The organism is Pseudomonas sp. NPDC077649, assembly GCF_044542855.1.
Lineage (GTDB): Bacteria > Pseudomonadota > Gammaproteobacteria > Pseudomonadales > Pseudomonadaceae > Aquipseudomonas.
On sequence record NZ_JBITVF010000002.1, the window covers coordinates 13,495 to 37,102 of the forward strand.

At 67.0% G+C, this 23,608-nt stretch carries 17 protein-coding genes; 2 read left to right on the forward strand and 15 right to left on the reverse strand.

What is annotated here, in order from left to right:
* Positions 1-17 precede the first annotated feature (17 nt).
* Positions 18-1,640 (forward strand): methyl-accepting chemotaxis protein, encoded by a 1,623-nt coding sequence (locus ACIGFL_RS07135; RefSeq protein WP_397496654.1) that lies wholly within the window; start codon positions 18-20, stop codon positions 1,638-1,640.
* A 13-nt stretch (positions 1,641-1,653) separates the two neighbouring features.
* Positions 1,654-2,379: a substrate-binding periplasmic protein gene (locus ACIGFL_RS07140; protein ID WP_397496655.1), complete on the forward strand. Its 726-nt coding sequence runs from the start codon at positions 1,654-1,656 to the stop codon at positions 2,377-2,379.
* 66 nt (positions 2,380-2,445) lie between these two features.
* On the opposite strand, the gene ACIGFL_RS07145 is transcribed toward ACIGFL_RS07140, so the two are convergent.
* From ACIGFL_RS07145 to ACIGFL_RS07215, 15 genes are all read right to left on the reverse strand, one after another.
* Positions 2,446-3,195: a hypothetical protein gene (locus ACIGFL_RS07145; protein ID WP_397496656.1), complete on the reverse strand. Its 750-nt coding sequence runs from the start codon at positions 3,193-3,195 to the stop codon at positions 2,446-2,448.
* A gap of 43 nt (positions 3,196-3,238) precedes the next feature.
* A complete protein-coding gene (locus tag ACIGFL_RS07150) occupies positions 3,239-4,054 on the reverse strand; it encodes a substrate-binding periplasmic protein (RefSeq protein ID WP_397496657.1) in 816 nt (271 codons plus the stop codon).
* A gap of 15 nt (positions 4,055-4,069) precedes the next feature.
* Positions 4,070-6,472, reverse strand: coding sequence for an RND family transporter (locus ACIGFL_RS07155; RefSeq protein WP_397496658.1), 2,403 nt, complete (start codon positions 6,470-6,472; stop codon positions 4,070-4,072).
* A 15-nt stretch (positions 6,473-6,487) separates the two neighbouring features.
* Entirely contained in the window at positions 6,488-7,564 is a 1,077-nt protein-coding gene (locus ACIGFL_RS07160) for a WD40/YVTN/BNR-like repeat-containing protein (RefSeq protein WP_397496659.1), read from the reverse strand.
* 57 nt (positions 7,565-7,621) lie between these two features.
* The gene (locus tag ACIGFL_RS07165; RefSeq protein WP_397496660.1) at positions 7,622-8,986 is read right to left on the reverse strand and encodes a DUF1329 domain-containing protein; all 1,365 of its coding nucleotides are present in this window, start codon (positions 8,984-8,986) and stop codon (positions 7,622-7,624) included.
* A 22-nt stretch (positions 8,987-9,008) separates the two neighbouring features.
* A complete protein-coding gene (locus tag ACIGFL_RS07170) occupies positions 9,009-10,814 on the reverse strand; it encodes a DUF1302 domain-containing protein (protein ID WP_397496661.1) in 1,806 nt (601 codons plus the stop codon).
* Between the two features lie 42 nt (positions 10,815-10,856).
* Positions 10,857-12,005: a thiolase C-terminal domain-containing protein gene (locus tag ACIGFL_RS07175; protein WP_397496662.1), complete on the reverse strand. Its 1,149-nt coding sequence runs from the start codon at positions 12,003-12,005 to the stop codon at positions 10,857-10,859.
* Between the two features lie 165 nt (positions 12,006-12,170).
* Positions 12,171-14,825 carry a LuxR C-terminal-related transcriptional regulator gene (locus tag ACIGFL_RS07180; protein ID WP_397496663.1) on the reverse strand — a complete coding sequence of 885 codons (2,655 nt, stop codon included), beginning with the start codon at positions 14,823-14,825 and terminating at the stop codon, positions 12,171-12,173.
* Positions 14,826-14,916: 91 nt separating this feature from the next.
* The gene (locus ACIGFL_RS07185; RefSeq protein ID WP_397496664.1) at positions 14,917-16,590 is read right to left on the reverse strand and encodes a 3-(methylthio)propionyl-CoA ligase; all 1,674 of its coding nucleotides are present in this window, start codon (positions 16,588-16,590) and stop codon (positions 14,917-14,919) included.
* A 113-nt stretch (positions 16,591-16,703) separates the two neighbouring features.
* The gene (locus tag ACIGFL_RS07190) at positions 16,704-17,498 is read right to left on the reverse strand and encodes an SDR family NAD(P)-dependent oxidoreductase (protein ID WP_397496666.1); all 795 of its coding nucleotides are present in this window, start codon (positions 17,496-17,498) and stop codon (positions 16,704-16,706) included.
* Positions 17,499-17,533: 35 nt separating this feature from the next.
* Positions 17,534-17,791 (reverse strand): hypothetical protein, encoded by a 258-nt coding sequence (locus tag ACIGFL_RS07195; RefSeq protein ID WP_397496667.1) that lies wholly within the window; start codon positions 17,789-17,791, stop codon positions 17,534-17,536.
* Positions 17,792-17,805: 14 nt separating this feature from the next.
* The gene (locus tag ACIGFL_RS07200; protein ID WP_397496668.1) at positions 17,806-19,044 is read right to left on the reverse strand and encodes a thiolase family protein; all 1,239 of its coding nucleotides are present in this window, start codon (positions 19,042-19,044) and stop codon (positions 17,806-17,808) included.
* Positions 19,045-19,054: 10 nt separating this feature from the next.
* Entirely contained in the window at positions 19,055-20,626 is a 1,572-nt protein-coding gene (locus tag ACIGFL_RS07205; protein WP_397496669.1) for a class I adenylate-forming enzyme family protein, read from the reverse strand.
* A gap of 57 nt (positions 20,627-20,683) precedes the next feature.
* On the reverse strand, positions 20,684-21,814 hold the full coding sequence (locus tag ACIGFL_RS07210; protein ID WP_397496670.1) for a saccharopine dehydrogenase family protein: 1,131 nt from the start codon (positions 21,812-21,814) through the stop codon (positions 20,684-20,686).
* 34 nt (positions 21,815-21,848) lie between these two features.
* Positions 21,849-23,129, reverse strand: coding sequence for an acyl-CoA dehydrogenase family protein (locus ACIGFL_RS07215; protein ID WP_397496671.1), 1,281 nt, complete (start codon positions 23,127-23,129; stop codon positions 21,849-21,851).
* Between the last annotated feature and the right edge of the window lie 479 nt (positions 23,130-23,608).

Consider the following 23,608-nt stretch of genomic DNA (forward strand, 5'->3'; position numbering starts at 1 on the left):
GTCCAAGGAGACCCACCATGCTGGCCAGCCTCTCCATCCAGCGGCGCCTGCTGATCCTGACCCTGGCGCCGCTCGCGGCCCTGCTGCTGGTGATGGCCCTGGCCCTCGACATCGCCAGCCGGCTCAACCGGCACTTCGAGGAACTGTTCGTCGACCGCATGCAGCCGATCAGCCAGATCAAGAGCGTGGCCGATGCCTATGCGGTGGACATGGTCGATGCCCTGCACAAGTACCGCGCCGGGCTGCTCGGTGAAGAACAGCTGCGCCAGACTTTCGCCATATCCCGCCAGGAGGCGGGCAAGGCCCTGAGCAGCTATGCTGCGACGCGCCTGACCGCCCAGGAACGCCAGCACCTAGAGCGCATCCGGGCGTTGCTGCAGGAGGCCGATGGCCTGGCTGCAAGCTATCTGCGCCAACTCGGCGAACCGCTGCGCGCACAGGAAGCCGGCAGCTTCAACCGCCGGCTCTACCATGTCTTCGACCCGCTGAGCAGCGAGCTGGACGGCCTGGTGCAACTGCAGCTGGACGAAGGCCAAAAACTGAGCGAGTCGACGCACAGCGACTACCTGCAGACGCGCAGTCTCTTCGTCGCGGTGGGCCTGCTCGCCCTGCTGCTGGTGCTCGCCGCCTCCTGGACCATCGCCCTCTCGATCATCCGTCCCCTGCGCCGCCTGTGCAGCCTCATCGGCGAGGTTCGCCACAACTGCGACCTGACCCTGCGCGCACCAGTCGAGGGTCGTGACGAGCTGGCTACCACCGCGCAGGAGCTCAATGCCCTGCTCGAGCACTTCCACGGCCTGATCCGCCACCTCGGCGACACGGCCAGCCAGCTGGCGGCGGCCTCCGAGCAGATGAGCACGATCAGCATCCAGGTCAGCGACGCCACCGCCCAGCAGGGCCAGCAGGCGGCCCTGGTCGCTACGGCGGTACACGAGATGAGCGCGGCCATCCAGGAGGTAGCCGGCAGTGCGCAGAACACCTCCGGCAATGCCGGCGACGCCCGGCGAGAGGCCCATCTGGGTAGTGGCCTGGTGCAGTCCAACGTGCAGGCCATCGAACAGCTCAGCGCCCGGGTCCAGCACGGCGCCGGCGTGATCGACCGCCTGCATGCCAAGAGCGAGGAGATTGGCAGCGTGCTGACGGTCATTCAGAACATCGCCGGACAGACCAATCTGCTGGCCCTCAATGCGGCCATCGAGGCCGCCCGGGCTGGCGAGGCCGGACGCGGATTCGCCGTGGTCGCGGACGAGGTGCGCAGCCTGGCGAGCAATACCCAGCAAGCCACCGAATCCATCCACGGCATGATCGCCGCCCTGCAGGAAGGCGCGCGCCAGGCGGTCGAGGCCATGCGCCAGTCCTGCGCCCAGGCCGACGAGAGCGTCGGCCACGCCAGACGCTCGGGCGAAGTGCTGCAGCATATCGCCACGGCAGTCGACTGCATCGCCGACGGCAGCGTGCAGATCTCCACCGCCACCGAGGAACAGACCGCAGTAGCCAGCGACATCAGCCTGAACATCACCAACCTCAACGACAGCATTCAGGAGGTCGTCAGCGCCGCCCAACAGAACTCCGCAGCCAGCCGCGAACTGGCGCAACTGGCCAGCGGCCTGCAGCAGCAGGCGGTACGCTTTCGCACCTGAGGCGGCCGCTGCGATGAAGACGCTGCTCTGCCTGCCCCTGCTCTGCCTGTACCTGCATGCCCAGGCCCGGGAGACGATCCGCGTCGGCGTCGAGCTGCAACCCTACCTGCCCTACTACGAGGTGCAGGACGGCGAGTACCGCGGCTACGCCCGCGAACTGCTGGACGCCTTCGCCGCCGAGCGCGGCTACCGCTTCGTCTACACGGCGCTGCCGGTGCGGCGCCTGGACCGCGACTTCCTCGCCGGCCGCGTCGACCTCAGGTACCCCGACCACCCGCTATGGAACGCCGAGGAGAAGGCCGGTCACCTGATCCACTACAGCCAGCCGACGGTACCCTACCTCGACGGAGTCCTGGTCAAGCCGGCGCACCTCGACCAGGACTCAGGGCGCATCCGCCGACTCGGCACGGTGAACGGCTTCACCCCCTGGCCCTACCTGGAGGACATCCGCGCCGGGCGCACCCGCCTGGTGCAGAACAGCCGCATTGACTACCTGCTGCGCATGGCGCTGGCCGACAGGGTCGACGCGGTGTACCTCAGCCCAAGGGTGGCTGCCCGCCAATTGCGGCAGCTGGGTCTCCCCCCCAACGCGCTGGTGTTCGACCCGCAGTTGGCCTATGTGGAGGATCATTACTACCTGTCCAGTGCTGGGAGACCACAGCTGATCGCCGAATTCGACCGTTTCCTGCTGGAGCAGGCCGCGCAGGTGGAGCAGATTCGCCAGCGTTACGGGTTGTGAGCCATTCTCCGGAAGATGCGCTCGGCCAACCCGCCGCATTCGCCACACCAACGCGCGCCGCAAGCCCTAGAGCGCGCCGGGTGAATCGGTCTGGGCGGCCAGCTCGTCCATGTCGACGACGCTCCGCGCCAGGTAGAACTCCACGCCGCCCGAAGGTTGCCCGGTGGTGCTCACCAGGATCCGCGTGCGCACGAAGCGATAGCCCTTGCGCGCCGCATCGAGCGGCTCGGCCAGGGCGGCCTCGGTCGCGCGTAGCGACACAAAGCCCTGGTTAAGGCGTCGATCCAGGGCCTGGCGCTCGCTCGCCGTCAGCACCGCAACGGCTTCGCCGGCCAGGGGATAGCTGCGCGCCTGGTAGTCGAGCAGCAAATACGCCATGTCCAGGCTCTGCTGGCGCAGCGCCTGGGTCAGCGAACCCACTGCGAGCTCGTCCTGCGCCAGTTGCGACGAGGCCCAGGCCGCCATGGCTCGCTGCAGGCGCAGCATCTGCTGCAACAACAGCGGATAGCTGGCGGCCTCCTGCCGGGGCAGGCGCTCGAGGTCCTTGAACAGACGCTGCATGTCGCGCAGGTGCGTGGCCATCGGCTCCGGCTGGCCGAGCTGAACCGTGCGGGTCGCCAGCAGGTTCAGGCTGTCGTAGCTGGCCGCCAGCGCCCGCGAGTCCGGTTCCTTGTGGGCCGGATTGAAATAGAGCAAGGCGCTGGAGCACAGCAGCGCGCTGCGCGTGCGAATCTCGTGCAGGTGCTGCGCCCGTTCGTCCGCACAGGCGCTCAGCGCATACAGCCATCCCAGCAACAACAGCCCACCCAGGCGCATATCGGTTCCCTCGCCAAGCCGATGAAGGCTGTCATGAAATCGACTATGGACGGTGCCCGCCTCCCCCAGGACGGGGGGGCACCGGATTACGCCATCCCGGGTAGATCCTGGGGCCCAGTGCGCGCCACTCCTCGGAACCGCGCGTATGCCCGATCTCCTGCCAGATCCGCTGCAGAGCCTTCCTCTCGCGCCTGTAGAAGACCCGATTAAAGCCCAGGTAGATATGGCGCTGCAGGAACGGCTCGGGCAGGCGCTGCAGAGCCTGGAACTCGGGGCGCGCCAGCAGTTCGCCGGCTCGCGGCTCCAGGACCAGCGCCACCTCTGCGCGGCGTTGCACAAGCATATGCAGCAGTTGCTCGGGCGAATGCGCAATATCCCTGGCCGGCAGGCCCAGTTGCTTGAGCCGCGCGCCGAGCGCCGAGAGACCGGCCTCATGCTGCACCGGGGAATGCAGCCCGCTGAAGCGAGCGCCGTCCCATGCGACCCGGCTGTCGCGCCGCTTGATCACGACCGTGTCTATTTCCCCCAGAGCCCGGGCCGGATCCTCCCCGCCATGGTGCAGAGGCAAGGCCAGGCTACGGCGCAGTTCCGCGGTGGCGGCGACGGTGGCGACGCCCTCGAGTTCCCCCGAGATTGCCGCCTGCAGGCAGCGCCGCCAGGGCAATGCGACGAACTCGACCCGCCACTCGATCTGCGCGGCCGCGCGCCGAATCAGGTACTGGGCCTGGCCGTCCCGATCCGGGAAGGTCAGCGGCGGTAACTCGCGATCGCTCACACAGATCTGCAGGTCCTTCGCCGCTGCCGGCGCGGAGGCGCACAGCCCCAGCAGCAGGCAGAGCCGAGATGCCCAGCGACGCATGGCGCCTGCCCGCCGTCAGGGCGCCTTCCTCAGCAGGAAGTGCGACAGCGCAGGAATCAGCAGCAGCGCGCCGATCATGTTCCAGAGGAACATGAAGGTCAGCAGGATGCCCATGTCGGCCTGGAACTTGATCGGCGACCAGGCCCAGGTGACCACGCCGGCAGCCAGGGTGACGCCGACCAAGGCGACCACCTTGCCGGTGAAGGCCACCGCGTTGCGGTAGGCCGTGGCCAGCGGTACCCCGGCGCGCTGCTGAGCCAGCTGCACGCTGAGCAGGTACAACGCGTAGTCCACGCCGATGCCGACGCCGAGGGCGATCACCGGCAAGGTGGCCACCTTCACTCCCATGTCCAGCCAGACCATCAGCGCCTCGCAGAGGATCGAGGTGAGCATCAGCGGCAGTACGGCCACCAGCACCGCGCGCCAGCTGCGGAAGGTCACGAAACAGAGCAGGATCACCGCGGCGTAGACGTACAGCAGCATGATCCGGTTGGCCTCGCGCACCACGATATTGGTGGCGGCCTCGATCCCGGCGCTGCCGGCCACCAGCAGGAACTGGCGCTCGTCGGTGCTGTGCTCGCGCACGAAGCCTTCGGCCACCTGCACCATATGGTCGAGGGTCTCGGCCTTGTGGTCGCTCAGGTAGGCCACCACCGGCATCATCGAGCAGTCGGTGTTGAACAGCTCGGGATTGTTCACCGAGGCCTGCTGGGCGCCGTAGTTCAGCACGTTCTGGTTGCGCGCGATGGTCAGCCACTTGGGGTTGCCCTCGTAGGAGCCGGCGGTGATCTGGCGCACCGCGTTGACCAGCGACACGGTGGTCTGCACCCCGGTTTGCTGCTGTAGCAGCCAGCCCAGGCGGTCGGCCTCGACCAGGCTCTCGTATTTCAGGCAGCCCTCGCTCGGCGTCTTCAGCATCACCGCGAACAGGTCGCTGGACAGCGAGTAGTTGGCGGTGATGTAGGCGTTGTCCAGGTTGTAGCGTGAATCGGCGCGCAGCTCGGGGGCGCCGGGGTCGAGGTCGCCGATCTTCAGCTGCAGGCTGACGACGAAGCCGGCCACCGCCAGGATCGCCGCCACCGCCAGGGTGACGCTCGCCCAGCGCCGCTCGGTGAAGCGGTCGAGCCAGCCCCAGACAGCACCCAGGCCGCGCCCGCGCTCCTCCTCGCGCTCGTGGCGCAGGCTGCGCGCGGCGGCACGCTCGCTGACGCCCAGGTAGGACAGCAGCACCGGCAGCAGCACCAGGTTGGTGAAGATCAGCACCGCCACGCCGATGCTGGCGGTGATCGCCAGATCCTGGATCACCGGGATGTCGATCAGCATCAGCACGGCGAAGCCCACGGCGTCGGCCAGCAACGCGGTGAGACCGGCGAGGAACAGGCGGCGGAAGGTGTAGCGTGCCGCCACCAGCTGGTGGGTGCCGCGGCCGACGTCCTGCATGATGCCGTTCATCTTCTGCGCGCCATGGGACACGCCGATGGCGAACACCAGGAAGGGCACCAGGATGGAGAACGGGTCCAGGGCGTAGCCGAGCAACGCCACCAGGCCCAGCTGCCAGACCACGGCGATCAGCGAGCAGCACACCACCAGTGTGGTGCTGCGCACGCAGCGGGTGTAGGCGTAGATGACGGCGGTGGCGATCGCCGCCGCGGCGGCGAAGTAGGCCATCACCTGCAGCAGGCCGTCGAGCAGGTCGCCGATCAGCTTGGCGAAGCCGATCACGCGGATCTTCACCGCCGCGCCGTCCTGGCTCTCGTACCTGGCCCGCAGCTTGTCCTCTATCACCCTGGAGAAGGCGTGATAGTCGATGGCCTGGCCGCTGACCGGATCCTTGTCCAGCAGTGGCACGAAGATCATGCTGGAACGGAAGTTGTTGCCCACCAGGCTGCCGACTATGCCGGAGCGGGCGATGTTCAGGCGCAGCTGCTCGACGCCGGCCGCCGAGCCGTCGTAGGAGTCCGGCATCACCGGTCCGCCCTGGAAGCCCTCCTCGGTCACCTCGGTCCAGCGCACCGCCGGGGTCCACAGCGACTTCATCCAGGCGCGGTCGACGCCAGGGGTAACGAACAGCTCGTCGTTGACCTCCTTGAGCACCTGCAGGTAGGCAGGGTCGAAGATGTCGCCCTCAGTGCTCTCCACCACCACCCGCACGGCGTTGCCCAGGCCGCGCAACGAGTCGCGGTTGTCCAGGTAGTTTTTGATGAAGGGCTGGCTCTGCGGCAGCATCTTCTCGAAGCTGGCCGTCAGGCTCAGGCGGGTCGCCGCCGCATAACCCAGCGCCAGGGTGACCAGCATGCAGGCCAGCACCACCAGCAGGCGGTTGTTGAAGATGCTGCGTTCCAGCAGGCTGCCGGAGCGCGAATCGAAGCCCGGCAGTTCCCGCACCACCGGCATGCCGTCGTGCTCGTAGTTACCCATTTCTCTATCTCTCTGTCATTGCACGGGCAGCTGGCGCACGCCGCGCGTGCCGACCAGCACCAGAGCCTGCGGCCCGGACGCCAGGGCCGCAGCCACCGGCGCCATGGCGGTCTGGGGCTGCAGCTGGAAGCTGGCGCCGTCGTCGCGGCTCAGCAGCAGGTGGCCGGCCTGACTGAGCAGCGCCAGGCGACCGTCGGCGAGTACGCTGCCCGCGGTGATGCTCACCGGCAGGTCGGTCTCGACCTGGTCCCAGCTGGCGCCAGCGTCGACGCTGCGAAAGACGTTGCCGCGCAGACCGAACACCAGGGCCACACCCGGCTTGCCGAGTAGGCCGAAGAAGCTGCCGGCGTAGGCCGTGGGGCTGGATTGGAAGCGCCCGCTGGCGCGATCGAGTTTCAGCAGCAGGCCCTGCTCGCCGGCGATGAACAGCTCGCCGCCGGCCGGGCGGATAGCATGCAGGTTGAGCGCGCTGGGGTTGTCCGTGCGCTCCATCCAGGGCGTCCAGCTATGGCCGCCGTCCTCGGTGCGGAAGATCAGGTTGAAGGCGCCGACTATGTAGCCGACCCGCTCGCTCTCGAACCAGACATCCAGGAACGGCTTGTCGGCGCCCTCCTCGGTCATGCGCTGGGCCTCGCCGACCAGCGCGGCCAGGGCTTCGTCGTCCGGGTTGGCGCGCGCCAGCTCGCGGTAGTGTTCGAGCATCACCGGGCCGACCCGGCGACCGTCGAACTGGCGCTGCCAGCTCGACCCGCCATCGGCGCTGTGCAGCACCACCCCGTCGTGACCGACGGCCCAGCCGTGGCTGGGCGTGGGGAATTGCACCGCCACCAGGTCGGAGCTGACCGGCACGCTGGCCTGCCGCCAACTCTGGCCACGGTCGTCGGAATAGAGGATGTGGCCGCGCTGACCGACCGCCACCAGGCGCTCGCCGACTTCGGCCAGGCCCAGCAACAGGCCGTGCTGGGCGAGCGGGCTGATTTGTGCCGGCGTATCCAGCACGTCGACGAAGCCCTGCGCCACCACCGGGCGGCAGAACGGCGCGCTCAGCGCTCCGGCGAGGGCGATCAGCTGGGCCCACTTGAGAATGTTCATGCGTCGATCTCGTCGAGGGCCACCGGCGCCTTCAGGCTCCGGTGGCATGGCGCTGAATCAGCGGATACCGGTTCCGGCGAGGGAATCGGGTGCCCACTGGATCTTGGAGAGCGGTTCGATGTACTTCACGCCGCCGTGCGGGCCGTAGATGCCGGTGATGTTGTAGCTGCCGGAGACGAAGTCGTAGAACATGTGGTTGTCCGAGTTCGGCGCCTGCACGTCGTAGCTGTAGGCCATGTGGGCGAAGGCACCGCGATAGAGCTGGCCACGGGCATCGAAGGCATCGGAGGCCAGGGCGATCCAGCTGTCCTCGTCGAGGTAGAAGGTGCGCTTGCTGTAGATATGGCGCTTGCCGGGTTTGAGCGTGGCCTCGACCACCCACACGCGGTGCAACTCCCAGCGCAGCAGGTCGGGATTGACGTGGTTCGCCGTGGTGATGTCGGCCGCTTTCGGGTGGTAGTTGAGCCTGTAGGTGTTGTACGGCACGTACATCTCCTTCTTGCCTACCAGCTTGAAGTCGAAGCGGTCCATCGCGCCGTTGAACACCCAGGCGTCGTCGTAGGTCGAACTGCCGGCCGAACCGGGGTTCGGCGTGTCGTAGGCGATGTCGGGGGCCAGCTTGACCCGGCGCTGCCCGGGCAGGTACTGCCAGCCGCGACGCGGCTTCTTCAGCGGGTTCACCGCGTCGATCAGCAGGATGGCCTCGCCGGCGCGACGCGCCGGGCCCTGGTAGTAGAGCTTGGTCTTGAAGTACAGGTCCTCCGGGTTGGCCGGCACGTCGTTGCGTTCGGGTGCGAACAGCGGGTACTCCAGGTAGGCGTCGCCGGTGGTCGCCAGGGAAGCGTTACCCGAGGCGTCGACGTTCCACGAATCGTACTTGGAGTTGATCGCATGGCCCTGGTAACGCAGCAGGTGGTTCCACATGGCCTCGTAGCCATCGTTGGGAATCGGGAAGGGCACGCCCGGCAGGACGTTCTCCAGCGCCAGCCCCTCACCCGTGGTGCGTGCCGCCGTGGCGTTCTTGCGGGTGTTATCCAGCAGCCGCTGCGGCAAGGCGACGGTGCGATGGGTGGGATAGACATCCAGGCGGTACGACGGGAAACGCTTGAGCAGTTCCTGGGTTGCGACGGTCAGCTTGTCGGCGTGCTCGGCCGCTTTCTTACCATCGATCACCAGCCGCGGCTGTTCGTCGGCGAAGGGGTCTACGCGCATGGAGCTGCCGGCCTGATAGCCGCCCGGCGGGGTGGTCAGGCCGCCATCGTAGGCGGGGATACTGCCGTCGGCGTTGCCGGCCTGCTCGGCGCCGACTGCGGTGAGGCTCTGCCCCAGCTGCGCGGCCTGCTCCGGCGACACCGCGGCCTGGGCCGCCGCGACCACGGCCAGCGACAGCGCGCTGACCATCAAGGATTGGATAAGGGTCATCTCTGATCTCCCGGATCTGTGCTCAGAAGGTTGTCTTGAAGGTGAAGGTGACCATGCCGCGATCTTTCAGCTGAGCAGGGGTCCCGGCGAATGCGGTGGTCTGGCCCGGTACGCAGGCGTACGGGCTGGCCGGATTGCCCGGCGCCGCGCCGTCGGTCGGCGACTCGCAGGTGTCGAACGGGCCGAAGTTGTCCACGTACTTGAGGTCGAAGCGGTACCGGTTGCGCACGTCGGCGGCGATCCCCACCGAGTAGCTGCCGGAGTCCTCGTTGCCGCCCAGTTGCACGGCCGAGTGGCCGTTGAGGCCGACGTTGTAGGTCAGCGGCAGATGGATATCGACGCCGGGGAAGACCTGGTACCAGGTCGGGGTGAAGTTGACGCCGAGGACATAGTTGTCGCGGGTGACCTTGTCGACGCCGCGGTACCAGTCCTCGCCCTTGAACAACTGCTGATTCTCCGTCACGTCCAGCCAACGGCTGTAGGCCAGTTCGACCAGCAACGAGGCGCCGTCCCACGCCGGGGTGTCGGCGAAGGTGGTCAGGCCGTTGATCACCGCATGCACCGTCTTGCCGCGCGCCACGCCGTTGTCGCCGTCGAAGCCGGCGATGAATCCCGGCGCGCCGATGGCCGCAGCGGCCGGGTTGACGTTGGCCGGAACGCTGGCCAGCGGCATGTTCTCGCGATAGTTGAGGTCCACGCCCACGCTGACGCCGGCGATGTTCTTCGACAGGCTGATGCCGTACACATCGATGTCGTCGACATAGAACTGGTTGTAGCTGCCGACCACGCCGGAGATCAGTTGCGGTATGCCGACCGCCCCGGGTTGCAGCGCCAGGTTCGGCAGCACGTCGGAGGTGTTGCGGTAGTACAGGCCGAGGGTGCCGTCGAGCCACTCCGGGCTCCACTTGACCATCAGTCCGAAGTCGCCGCGCTTGTCCGGGGTATGGGTGTGCCCGCCGGTCAGGTAGAGGAACTGCGGCGCGCCGGGTAGCAGGCCGAAGCCCGGATTGGGCTGGGCGATCAGCGCCAGGTCGTCGCTGCCATGCTGGATCGCGTCGTTGAAGCCCAGGTAGGTGCCGGACTCGGGCAGGCGCGAGGCATCCCAGTCGAGGAAGTACTGGGCGCCGAACGACAGCTCCGGGGTCAGGTTGAGGTTCATCGAGATCTGGTTGCGCGGGATGAACAGCTCCTTGGCCTCGGTACCCGGCACCGCCAGGGCCTTTGCGATGTCCAAGCCGGACTGGCCGTAGCTGTTGCCATGGGCGAAGGCCAGGATGCTCTCGCCCCAGTACTGGGTATGGCTGCCGAGCTTGGCGCTGAGCAGCGACTCCTCACCCAGCTCCACGCTGCCGAAGACGAAGGCATCCAGCACTTCCGAAGACGGCCCGTTGAAATAGCGCTCGGCGTAGCTGCTCAGCCCGCGCGAATCGGCGACGCCGCCCTCGTACTGATTGGTCGCGGCATTGGCGCTGCCGACCTTGTCGTAGGCATGGTCGTACCAGCTGTTGCCGCTGATGCGGAAACCGAACTGGCGGCGGTAGACCACATCCAGTTCGTGCAGCACGTCGATGCGCTGGGACACCGCGCTGCCGGCCGAGAAGTTGCGGTTGCCGTCGTTGTTGTTCCAGGCATTGGCCAGCTTGGAGTTGGCGCTCTCCACGCGCTGGGCGTAGTTGAGCTTAAGCGTGTTGTCGAAGCGTACCTGCAGGTCGTCGATGCCGGTATCCAGCTCGAAGGCGTGCACGGGCAGGCTGCCCAGGCCGACCAGCACGGCCGAGGCCAGCAGGCTCAGCCGCAGGGGGTGGCAGTTTTTATTGTTGTTGTACATCGTGGTACTCGCTGTGTGGTGATGAATGCTGCGGTCGCGGCCTCATAGCCGCTGGAGAATCGCGACCGTGACCGAACGCCCGACCGCGGCGCTGTGCTGGAGGCCGGTGCGGGCCCCCGCGACCTGGCGGGCGCCCGCCTCGCCGCGCAGCTGGCGAACCAGCTCCGCCAGTTGCGCCAGGGCGCTGGCCCCCGGCACCAGGCCACATCCGAGCAGCCCTCCCGAAGGACAGACGACGGGGCGCGTCGCGCTGCGCAACGCGAACTCGCCGATGCCCTCCTCCTCGCACAGCCCAAGCGCGGCGCTGAACATCAGGAAGTCGCCCACGCTCTGGTCGTGCAGTTCGACGACGTCCAGGTCCTCGACGCCGATGCCGGCCTGAGCGCAGGCCTGGGCGCAGGCCCTGCGGGTGGCCGCGCGACCCAGCACGTCGAGCAGGTTGCCGGCGGCCAGCTCGCTGAGCGTCTCGCCGGCCCGCGCGCTGCCGAGCATGGCCACCCCGCCGCGCGCGCCGTAGCGCGCGGCGAAGGCCTGCGAACAGAGCAGCAGCGCCGCCGCGCCAGAGGCCGGCGGACACAGGTAGGGTGGCAGCCAGCCGTCCTGCTGGAACGCATCGGCCAGGGCCGCGCGGTACTGTCGGGCTTGTTTCCGGGCCCGCTCGACCACCGCCTCGAAGCAGGCATCGGTGACCCCCAGCTGGTCTTTCAGCCAGGCCATTTGCGCCGCATACAGCGCGGCCGGGTGGTCGCGCTGGGCGATCATGCTCAAGGGGTTGGCGGGTAACAGCGCATCGCCCTGGTCTTCACTGGGAAAGTCGTCCAGGCCGAACAGGGTCCGCTTGCTGATGCCGGCGCGCATGTCTTCGAAGCCGAGCACCAGTATCGCCTCGGCCTCGCCGGCCAGAATGCTGTTGCGCGCCAGGTGCACCGCGGTGCTGGCCGATACGCCGCCGTCGCGCATGCAGAACATCGGCACGCCGGACAGGCCGATCTGCATCAGCAACTGCTCGCTGACGCCGACGCCGCAGTTGACGCTGGCCATGAACACCTGATCGACCAGGTCGTAGTCGATGCGCGCATCGTCGAGCGCCATGCGCACCGCCTGCCCGACGAGTTCGGGCAGCGGGCTTCGCGTGGTCAACGGGGTGAAGGGGGTGACCCCTACTCCTGCGATCAGCACTCGTTGCGACATGATGCTTCCCCATGGTTCGGCGCCCGCCGGAGCACGACTGCGGGCCATGAATTCGATGGAGAAGAAGGTATGCCCGTTCGGCACTTGTGCCCCCCCCTGCGTCTGGGGGGGCCGTGCACGGCCAACGGGGGCTATGCGTGGCGCCAGCCCAGCGCGCAACGCGACCTAGCGATCCACCTCGAGGATGCCGAGCATGTAGGCGCGATCCACCACATGCCGGCGGGTGCCGGCCTGGAACTTGCCGAACAGGTTCTTCAGGTGCCACTTGACCGTCTCTTCGCCGACGTTGAGGGCGAGAGCGATCTGCTTGTTGGAGAGATTGCGCGCCAGCAGTTGCAGGACTTCCTGCTCCTTGGGCGTCAGCAGGCGACTCGGCGCCACCTTGGCCGGCGCGGCACGGGCAACGGGCTCCGCCGCTGGCGCTGGCACGGCCGCGGCCTGCGGCCCGATGTCCTCCTGGCTCCAGCGCGCCAGCAGCGGGTGGGTATCCAGCAGTACCCGACACATGCCGTACTCAGCCGCCAGGCTGTGCGCTTCCTGCAGGCTAGCCTGGCCGTCGCGTCCAGTCTCACGCAGCGCCAGGGCCTTGAACAGCAGCGCCTGGATCAGCTCCCGACCGCGCCGCACCCTGCTGGCGAGCTCATGCAGTTCGGCGGCGACCGCCAGCAACTCGGGCCAGCCGCGCTGCGCCAGCAGCACGTAGGCGCGGGCGACCCCGACGTGCAGGCGCAGTTCCGGCGCCAGCAGGCTGTCGGGGTCGTGGAAACAGGGCGGAATCACCTCTTCAAGCCGCTGCCAGAGCGCCTGGCAGGTATCCACCCGGCCCTGCAGCGCATGCAGGCGAATCTGCTCGCCCAGCGATACGATCTGGAACCGCGGCACATCGCGTTCTTCGCCGAGCGCGTACAGCGCCTCGAGCAGGTCGTGACTGCGGTGCGCCTGCCCGTTGAGGCTGGCCAACCGCGCCGCCGTGACGAAACCGAACACTATCGCATCGGGGCTGGCCAGGCGCTCGATCACGTCCAGACGGTTCGCCAGTATGGTGGCTGCCTCGTCGAGCTCGTTGCTTTCCAGCAGAACCGCTGCCAGGGAGCTGGCGAGGAAGGTCGCCACTGTGCTGCGTCGACCTATATCATGCTCGGCCTGCTGCAAGGTCCGCCGCAGGCTCTCTGCGGCAGGCAGCATGCGCCCCTCCCACAGGTAGCTGGCGCCGATGACCCACTCAGCAAAACCACGGATGGCATCCAGACCATCCGTCCAGCTGTACTGGGGCGCTCGACGGCAAACCCGTCGCGCTATCTCCGCCTGGCCACGAAACAATGCCAGGCGCGACTGCTGGTTGGCCAGCAAGGCAAGCGCCTTTACCGAAGAGGTGGGCGGGGACTCGATCCAGCGCCCGATGATGGCCTGCGACTCGTCCGGGCGATCGGAGAAATATGCCGCCGCGGAGGCAATGGCAGCGGCCTCGCAACTGGCTTCCTCGTCGATCGAGGGGTCGGACTGCAGCTTGGCGATCAGGCGCGTGGCCTGCTCCGGATGATCGCTCATGGCCAATGCCCAGGCCGCCGCCAGGCACATGCGCGGACGTGACTCGACCTCCTCGGCGGGCAGTTCGCCGACCCACTCGATGACCCGGCTGAACTGGCCACGCAGCATGATCTCGTACAGGCACTGTTCGATCATGTCATAGGCCTGGGCCGGAAGATCGGCGCTCAGGTAGTGCCGTGCGGCCTCCTCGAAGAAGCCGCGCGCCTCCAGCCAGGCAGCGGCCCGCTGGTGCAGTTCGTTGCGCCGCATCTGCGGCAGCAGCGCCACGCGCTGCAGGAGGAACTCACGGGCCAGCGGATGGATGCGCACCCAATCGCTGCCCTGGCCCTCGGCAAAGATCGGCGTACTGGCACAGAGTTCGGTCATCCGCTCGCCTGCCCGCGGGTCGGCGCTCAGCGCGCTGCACAGCTCAGGGTGCAGGTTTTCCGGCAGGGCGATACAGGTAAGGAAGTCGATCTGCTCCGGCTTGAGTTTCGCCACCAGGCTGTCGACGAAATAGCGACGGATATCCCCGGTGCAGGCCTTGAGCTCGTGTATCGCCCGCTCGGGCCCCGTGCTTCTCTCGATGGCCGCCACTGCCAGTTGCAGACCCAGCGGCCAGCCCTCGGTAAGCTCGTGCAGTTCCACCCGCAGGTCGATGTCGAGACCCTCGCCGAAGCGGCCGGCCAGCACCGCGATGGTTTCCTCGACACGAAAGCGCAGGGCCTCCAGGCCGAGCCCGAGAAAGGCGCCGCGCGCCTGCAGCTCGGCGGCTTGCAGGTTGAGGCGGCGGCGCGAAGCCATCAATACCCGCAGATTTGCCGGAGCATTGTGCAAGAGGTAGGTCAGTACGCCGCGGACGGTGGCATCGGGTAGCGTATCGACCTCATCGAGCAGCAGAGCCACTTCGCCGCCCATGTCGGCCACCTCGGCCAACCACTCGGTCATATCGCCGAGGGCGTCATGCCTGCTCATGATCTGGTTGGCCGAGCTGGCGAATACCTGCCGACCGCTGGCCAGCAGCATGGCAGCCGTCAGCCCTTGAACGAAACGCACGCCGTCGTCGCGACTGTCCAGCGTCAGCCAACCGACGACAGCCCCCCGCGCCAGCAGCTCGCGGCGCCATTGCGTCAGCAGCCAGGTCTTGCCGAAGCCAGCCGGCGCATGCACTGAAATAGCCGTACGCGAGGCCAGCCCGTCCACCTCCAGACTCAGCCGCTCGCGGCGGTAGGCGCTCTTCTGGCTTCTTGGCGGGGTGGTCTTGAGTACCAGCTCTGGCTCGATCCTTTCCACTTACGGTGCCTCGGACAGGGAAGAACTGCGGTGCCCACCAGTATCGGTGCAGATTCCGCTACTGCGCCAGTCGGCAAACAGGGCCTTGGTCTCAGTCTCCCTCGAGCACATGGTCGCGAAACTGTTCACGCAGCTTCATCTTCTGCAGCTTGCCGGTGGCGGTGTGCGGCAGTTGGTCGACGAACACCACGTCGTCCGGCAGCCACCACCTGGCCACGCGCTCGGCGAGGAAGTCACGCAGCTCCGTCTTGCTCGCCGACTTGCCCGGCTTCAGCACCACCACCAGCAACGGACGCTCCTGCCACTTCTCGTGGGGGATGCCGATCACCGCTGCCTCGGCGACCGCCGGGTGTCCCATCGCGGCATTCTCCAGATCGATGGAGGAGATCCACTCGCCGCCCGACTTGATCACGTCCTTGGCACGGTCGGTGATCTGCATGTAGCCGTCGGCATCGATGGTGGCGACGTCGCCGGTATCGAACCAGCCCTCGGCATCGAGGATGGTCTCGGCCTGTCGGTAGTAGTGGCTGGCGATCCACGGCCCCTTCACCAGCAGGTGCCCGGCCGAGCGGCCGTCGCGCGGCAGCTCGGCGCCATCCTCGTCGACCACCTTCATCGCCACGCCGAACAGCGCCCTGCCCTGCTTGGCCTGCAGATCCAGGCGCGCCTGCAGATTGGCGCCGGCATGCTTAGGCAAGGGCGCGCAGAGGGTGCCCAACGGCGACATCTCGGTCATGCCCCAGGCGTGCATGACCCGGGTATCGAAGTCGCGCTCGAAGCGCTCGACCTGGCTGCGCGGAGCCGCCGCGCCGCCGATCACCACCCGTTCCAGGCACAGTTCGGCGGCCGGCGCCAGGCCCCGGGCCTCGACATGCTGCTGCAGCATCATCCACACCGTGGGTACGCCCAATGCCAGGGTCACCCGCTCGCTGCGCATCAGCTCGTAGATGCTCTCGCCGTCCAGGGCCGGCCCCGGCAGCACCAGCTTGGCGCCGCTCATGGCACAGGCATAGGGCATGCCCCAGGCGTTGACGTGGAACATGGGCACCACCAGCAGCGCCGAGTCCAGCGAAGACAGGCCGAACCCCTCGCGGGTGCACAGCGCCAGCGAATGCAGCAGCGAGGAGCGATGGGAATACAGCACGCCCTTGGGGTTGCCGGTGGTGCCGGAGGTGTAGCACATGGAGGACGCCAGGCGCTCGTCGAAACTCGGCCAGGCGAAGTCCTCGCTCTGGTCGGCGATCAGCTCCTCGAAACACAGCAGATTGGGCACCTGGATATCGGGCATATGGCTGCGCTCGGTCATGGCGACGAAGGCCTGGACGCCGGGTAGCTGCGGCGCCAGTTGCTCGACCAGCGCGGCGAAGCTCAGATCGAAGAACAGCACGCGATCCTCGGCATGGCGGACGATGAACTCGATTTGCTCGGGAAACAGGCGTGGATTGACGGTGTGGAGCACGGCGCCCATGCCGGACACGGCGAAGTACAGTTCCAGGTGCCGATAACCGTTCCACGCCAGGGTGCCGATGCGCTCGCCCGGTTCGACGCCGAGCCGGGTCAGGGCGTTGGCCATCTGCTTGGCGCGGCGCCCTATATCGGCGTAGGTGCAGTGGTGCATGGGGCCTTCGACCGTCCGCGAGGCAATCTGCCCGGTCGGATGGCATCTCAAGGCATGTTCGAGAACCGAGGAAATAAGTAGGGGGTGATCCTGCATCAAACCCAGCATGGCTTCGCTCCATTGTTCTTGTTGTGCGAGGCGGGACATGGCTGACGAAGCCCTGCCCCGCCTCTCGTGGCGAGACAAAGTACGGCGATTCGGCCTGATCGAACGCCCCCTTCGACGGGGGGGAACCCTTCACTGCTCGATACGCGAGCCGGTCAGCCGATCCAGCGCAAGATGCTCGGGTAGGCGTTGGGCAACAGCCGTACGAGCCAATGGGTCGTGCGCGACAGATGCCCGGTGAGGATGCGCTTCCTGCGCTTGCGCAGGCCGGCGATGATCTCGGTCGCGCACTGCTCCGGCGGCGTCACCAGCAGCTTTTCGGCCTTGCCGGCAAATTCCCCTTCCATGTCTCCGGCCAGTTTCACGCGGCGACCCGCGCGCTCGATATTGGTCTTGATTCCGCCCGGGTGCACGCACACGGCACGCACCCCCGTCCCGCGTAGCTCCTGCCACAGGCACTCGGTAAGAGCGCGCACCGCGAACTTGGAGATGTTGTAGGCGCTCTGGCAGGGATAAGCGAATAGGCCGAAGATGCTGGAAACATTGACGATGCAACCTTCGTCCTGGCGCTGCATGATCGGCAGGAACGCCTTGGTGCCGTAGAGCACGCCGTACAGGTTGATGTTCAGCAGCCACTCGTACTCGTCGATATCGGTATTGGCCACGGAACCGACCAGGGTGGCGCCGGCATTGTTGATCAGGTAATGGACGGCGCCGAAGTCGCGCAGCACCTGGTCGGCATGGGCGAACACCTGGTCCCGGGCCGCCACGTCCACGCGGTAGGCACGCACATCAGTGCCGGGCGCGAGCTGCTTCAGGGTGTCCTGCAGATCCGCCTCATTGATGTCGGACAGCGCGAGGCGCGCGCCCGCCTCGGCGAGCTGTACCGCCAGCGCCCGGCCGATGCCGGAGCCGGCGCCGGTGATCACCACCACTTTGTTCTCGAACATCTTCATCTCCTTAGCGCTGCTCTGGGTGCAGTCGGTTAGCGGGATTCCTGTTGGCGCAGCGGCCACCAGTGCAGGAAGCCGAACAGCAGCGTCAGCAGCAGGCTCGTTGCCAGTGGCCCCGGGTAGCGGCGCACATGGCGGAACATGACCAATGCCTCCAGCAGATGGGCCGCGAGCAGCATGGCGGCCACATAGCACAGCGCCGTTTCGGCGCCGAAAGGCAGCGGCAGGAAGAGGCCGACCAAGGCCAGCAGGTAGATGGCCAGGCAGCCGATTTTCAGGAGTGCGTTCATCTTCTTGTCGTGCTCTATTTGCTCAGAATGTGGACGGCCAGCGCGGCCTCTTCAACGCCCTGCAGGCCGCCGCCGTTTTCCTGGATGGCATGGCGCGCGCCCACGACCTGGCGCTCACCCGCTTCACCACGCAGTTGCGTCACCAGCTCGTACAACTGGCCGATGCCCGTGGCACCCAATGGATGACCCTTGGATTCCAGCCCCCCGGAGGTGTTGATCGGGATGCGTCCACCGAGCGTGAAATCGCCGCGCTCAGCGGCCGGTCCACCCTCGCCCAGCGGCACCAGGCCCAGGTTTTCCGCCTGAATGATCTCGCCCATGGCAGAAGCGTCGTGCACCTCGGCCACATGCATGTCCTGCGGCCCCAGGCCGGCCATCTCGTAGGCCAGGTCGGCGGCGCGCCGGCCCACATGCAGCTCCGGCCGTTCCAGCGGCCGATGGCTGAAGCTCTGGATCACACTGGCGGCGATGCGGATGCAGCGCTTCCTGTCCGCACCAATCCGCTTCAGCCCATCCTCGGTACAGAGGATCGCCGCCGCGGCACCGTCGGATAGGGGCGCACACATCGGCAGGGTGATGGGATAGGTGATGGGCGGTGCCGCGAGGATCTCGTCGACGGTGAACGGCTTGCGGAACTGCGAATAGGGGTTGTGCACCGAGTGCCCATGATTCTTGGCCGATATGGCGGCGATCTGCCGCTGGGTGGTGCCGAAAGTGCGCATATGAAAACGGCACATGGCGGCATAGATGGCCATGAACTTGCTGTAGGGGCGGTCCGACTCGGAACCCTCGGGAATCGCCACCCCCTCGCCCATCCTCACCAGGGTCCGGTAGTTTTCCTCGGCCCGCGCTACATCCCAGCCGCCTTCGAACACGGCGAAGGCTTTGGCCTTGTCGCTGATGTTCATCTTCTCCGCCCCCAGCGCCAGTGCCACATCCGCGGCGCCAGCCTTGAGGCTCTGCACGGCCAGATGCACGGCCGAGCTGCCGGAGGCACAAGCGTTCTCCACATTGAAGATCGGAATGCTGTGAATGCCGATCTTGCTGAATACGACCTGGCCGGGAATGGAGATCTGGCCCTGCAACAGGCCATTGGTCATGCCCGAGTAATAGGCCAAGCCTATGTCGGCGGCACTGCAGCCGGCATCCCTCAAGGCGCCATGCAGGGCCTCGCCGGCCAGCTCTTCGAGGCTGCGCTGCAGGTGCCTGCCGAACACCGTCATGGCGATACCGGCAATATAGATAGTGCTCATGGGAATTCTCCTAGATATTGCGCGCGCTGGCGCTCCAGTAGCGGGCCCGCAGGTCTTTCTTCAGTACCTTGCCTACCGGGCTGCGCGGCAGCGCCTCGACGAAGTCGACGCTCTTGGGCGCCTTCACCGAACCGAGCCTTTCCTTGCACAGCGCGATCAGCTCTGCGGCATCCACCTCCTGGCCGGCGTTGAGTTCCACCACCGCCTTCACCGCCTCGCCCCACTGCGCGTCGGGCACGCCGATCACCGCGCAGTCCTGTACCGCCGGGTGGCTCCACAGCACCTGCTCCACTTCGCTGGGATAGACGTTGAAGCCGCCGGAAATGATCATGTCCTTCTTGCGATCGGTGATATGCAGGTAGCCTTCGGCGTCGAGATGACCGATATCGCCGGTGTGCAGCCAGCCATCGACTATGGTTTCGGCGGTCTTGTCCGGGGCTCGGTAATAGCCCTTCATCACCAGGTCGCCGCGCACGCAGATTTCGCCGGTCTGGCCCTGGGGCAGGATCCTGCCCTCGTCGCTCATGACTTCGCAGCGGATCAACGGATTGGGACGCCCCACCGAGGACAGGCGCTCGTCCGAGGCGATATTGCCGGCGCCGTCGAAGTGCTCGTCCGGGCTCAGGAAGGCGATGGAGGCCGGCGCTTCGGTCTGGCCATAGCCGCCCATCATCACCGGGCCGAAGGTCTCGATGGCCAGCTTGAGCTTGTCCACCGACATTGGCGCGGCGCCGTACATGAAGTAGCGCAGGGAGGAGAAATCCACCTTCTCCTTCAGACCCGGAATATCGAGCAGGCGGTAGATCACCGTGGGCGGCAGGAAGAATTCCGTGACCCGGTACCTGGCAATGGCGCCGAGCAGCAGCGCCGGATCGGGCTTGGTCACCACCACCACGGTGCCGCCCAGCGCGGTGCAGGGCAGCGACAGCAGCCCGGCGGTGTGGGTCATGGGCGCCGCCGCGAGGTTGACCGGGTGCTCGTTGCCGCCGTAGCTGCAGCGCATCATGAAGTGCGCGCAGAAGGTCTGTGCGCTGCGGTGGGTATTCATCACCCCCTTGGGTGCACCGGTGGTGCCGCCGGTGGCGGAGAGCATGACCACATCGTCCAGATCCACCTGCACCGCGGGCCTGTCGGCCAGCTGATGCGCCACCCAGCGTTGCAGCGAGAGACTGCCGGCGACCGCCGGCGCCTCGCCATCCACGCAGATCCAGTACCTGATCTTCGGCAGGCGCGGTTGCAGCCCGGCGAGGATGTCGGCGAAGGCCTGCTGGAAGAACAGGACCTCGCAATCGAAGCTGCCCAGCACATGCTGGTTCTCTTCCACCGAGTTGCGCGCGCCGACCGGAATCCAGCACATGTTGGCGCGCCACAGCCCCAGGGTGCAGGTCCAGGCGGTGACATCGTTGCCGGCCCAGACGGCACCCTTGGTCCCCTTGGGCAGGCCTGCCGCCAGCAGGGCGTTGGCGATACGGCAGGACAGCGCGCCCACCTCCTCGAAGCTGTGGTGGCGGTCGTCCTGGATATAGGCGCTGCCCTGCGGATTGCCGCGCCAGCCGCGGTCAAAAAAATCGATGATGGCCATGGGGCTCCTCGCGACGGGCACGGCCCTCGTCGCGAGAGCCGTGCCCCTGACAGATGGTTACAGCTGGGTGACGGTGGCGCGGGCCAGGCCGCGCTCTTCCAGGAAACCGAGCAGGTAGCGGTGGCCGAAGGCCTTGGAGCCGGAGGCGAAGCCCACCTTGCTGGTGTCGTTGTCGAGCAACCTGATCGCCGCCGCAGCCTGCAAGGCGCCGGTAGCGATATAAGGCGTGACACCGTGCAGAGTCGCGCGCACCGCCGCCATCTGGCCTCGGCCGATGGCGAAGTCCACGGTGCGCTGCAAGGTCGTGCGCTCGCGCGGCGGCATGGCCGGGGTGGTGGACTCGACGATCTGCTTGATCACCACGTCCTGCTGCCCCCTGGGCAGGTGCTTGTACTCGGTCTCCCACTTGGCGCCGAGCGCATGCACGGTGCGCATCACGTCGTTGTCGTAGAAGCCGACGCAGGAGGTGCAGGCGCGCACCCGCGGATCCTGCTGAAAGTAGATCGGCAGCGAAGTGCCGCCCCAGGGCAGCGCGAACACCGATTGCATGAAGTCTGGCGAGGCGACATTGAAGGAGGCGTCTGCTGCATGGGGCACCAGTTCGTTCTCCCACAGGAAGCACTGCTCCTGACGATACAGCTCGAAGATGGAGGCGGTGGAACCCACGGTCACGCCGGCCGCCGCGCGCGGGCCACGGGCCAGGGCCGCGGTCTCCAGGGTGTCGATGCCGGGGGTTTCCAGCGCCAGCTCGGCGGCGATCTCCGAGTAGCTGTACATATAGGCGATGGACGGCGACACCAGCAGGCCCGCCTGGCGATACAGCTCGCCGAACTGGTCGCGCACCGCGCGGATATAACCCTGCTCACCGGTGGTGTCGATGTGATGGCAGCCGGCCTTGAGCGCCGCCTCGACGCCGACCAGGCCGAAGTTGACGAAGGGCCCGACGGTGTTGCACACCACCTTGGCGCCCGTGAAGGCCTTGGTCAGCGCCTCCACGTTGTGCTCGCACTCGATGATCTCGTAGGTGGCCGACTCCAGGCGCACCACGCGCTGCGCCATCATTTCCTTGACGCGGGCGGCGCTGCGCGCCACGGCGGTGAAGGGAATGTTCTGGTCGATCAACCAGTCCACGATCAGCATACCGGTGTAACCGCTGGCGCCGTAGACAACTACTGGATACTTGGCCATTGCATGTCCTCTTGATTCTTGTTGGATAAGGAAGTCAGTTGTGCGCCCAGCCTTCGGCATACAGCTGCTGAGCCAGCAGCCCCAGGCGCATGGTGAGCACTCGGTTTTCGCCATCCTCGATCAGCGCGGCGCGGGCGTCGCGGAACAGCTTTTCGATGGGGTACTCGCGCGAAGTGCCGGCGCCGCCGAACAGCTGCAGCGCCTCGTCGGCCACGCGCATGGCCTGTTCGGTGACCGTCACCTTGGCCGAAGCGGTGGCGTAGGGATGGCTGCTGGGGGAAAGACGCGCATAGGCCAGCGAGCGGCGCGCCGTGGCGCGCGCCAGTTCGACCCGGCGCAGCATGTCGCCGAGGCGGTAGCGGGTCAGCTGATGGTCGATCAGCAGGCGGCCGCCCTGCTTGCGCTCGTGGCAGTACTGCAGCGCCATCTCGAAGGCGGCGCGTGCCAGCCCGGTGAACACCTGGGACATATGGGTGCCGGCGAAGGACCAGGCCGAAGCCATGTTGCCGTAATACTCGTCGCGCAAGGCCACCGCATAGCGCTTGGGCAGCCGCACATTGTCGAAGTAGATCTCGCCCTGCGGCAGGGCGCGCTGGCCGATCTTGTCCAACGCCCTGCCGCGGGTCACCCCCGGCAGGTCCAGCGGAACGATCACCGCCATGCCGTGGGGGCGGCCATCGGCGGCGAAGAAACCGTCGCCATAGTCGGCACCGATGTAGCACAGAGCCACCTGGGCCACCGCGCCGTTCGACACCCAGGCGGAGCACTGGCCATTGATCACGATGTCGTCGCCGCGCAGTTGCCCCCACAGGTTGCCCTTGTTGCCGGGCTGGCCGGGGACCCACTCGCGGGCCATGTCGAACACCTGCACATCGCTGCCCTTGTCGGGCTGGGTGATCACCCAGCAGCCGATCTTGTCGGCACACAGCTCCACCAGTTCCCGATTGCCGCTCGCCACCGCCATCTGCAGCGGAAAGCCGGCCGCGCCGAGGGACACGCCGAGACCGGCGTCGCCCCAGCCCAGCTCCTCGCCGATCAGCGACTCCAGGCGCACGGCCATCTCCGGCGGCAGCTCGCCGAGCAGCTCCGGGCTCAGGCCCAGCTTGGCGTACTCGGCGAAAACCTCGTAGTAAGGGGAGCCGGGGGCGACCACCTCATCGGCGCTCATCTTGTCCAGCTCGGCGCCCAGGGGGCGCAGGACCTCGCGGGCAAATCGGTGAACCGAGGCCTGGGTGGCAGCTTCCTCTTCGGCAAGCGGCGTCTCGAAGCCAGTCAGGCCCACGCTTGGCAGGGTCAGTTGGGTTTTCAGTTGCATTTTCTTCGGCGCCTCGCGCTCTTGTTGTCACGGCTCTCATCTTGCCCCTGCAGCGCGATGATGCCTTTCAGTAATCGCCCTCATATTTGTCAAAATCCGCTCATCCCGAACGACAGGAAAGTACCCTGCTGGCCGCCGGTGCCAAAGGAGCCTGGCCAGATCCTCGTCGAAGGCTATATCCACGGCGAAATGCCCCCCGCTCGCGGAGCGCTACCCCACCGTGCTCGGCTAGCGAGCGCACCGTTTCCGGCCTCGAATGCACGGTGCACCAAGCAGTTCGAGGCCGCCCGGCGAGCCCGCCCACTGGCCTATTCGGACACCGTGAATTGTGCGGTTTTCTATTTTCTCGGCGCTGGCAGCGACCCCATGGCCTAGCCTGGAGCCGCTGGCAGACTCGCGCGCTGGTGGGCGCCGCCGCTCAGCCACCGGTGAGCGAATTGCACAAGGATTCCAGGGTAGGCCAGGTGCTTTATGGCGCG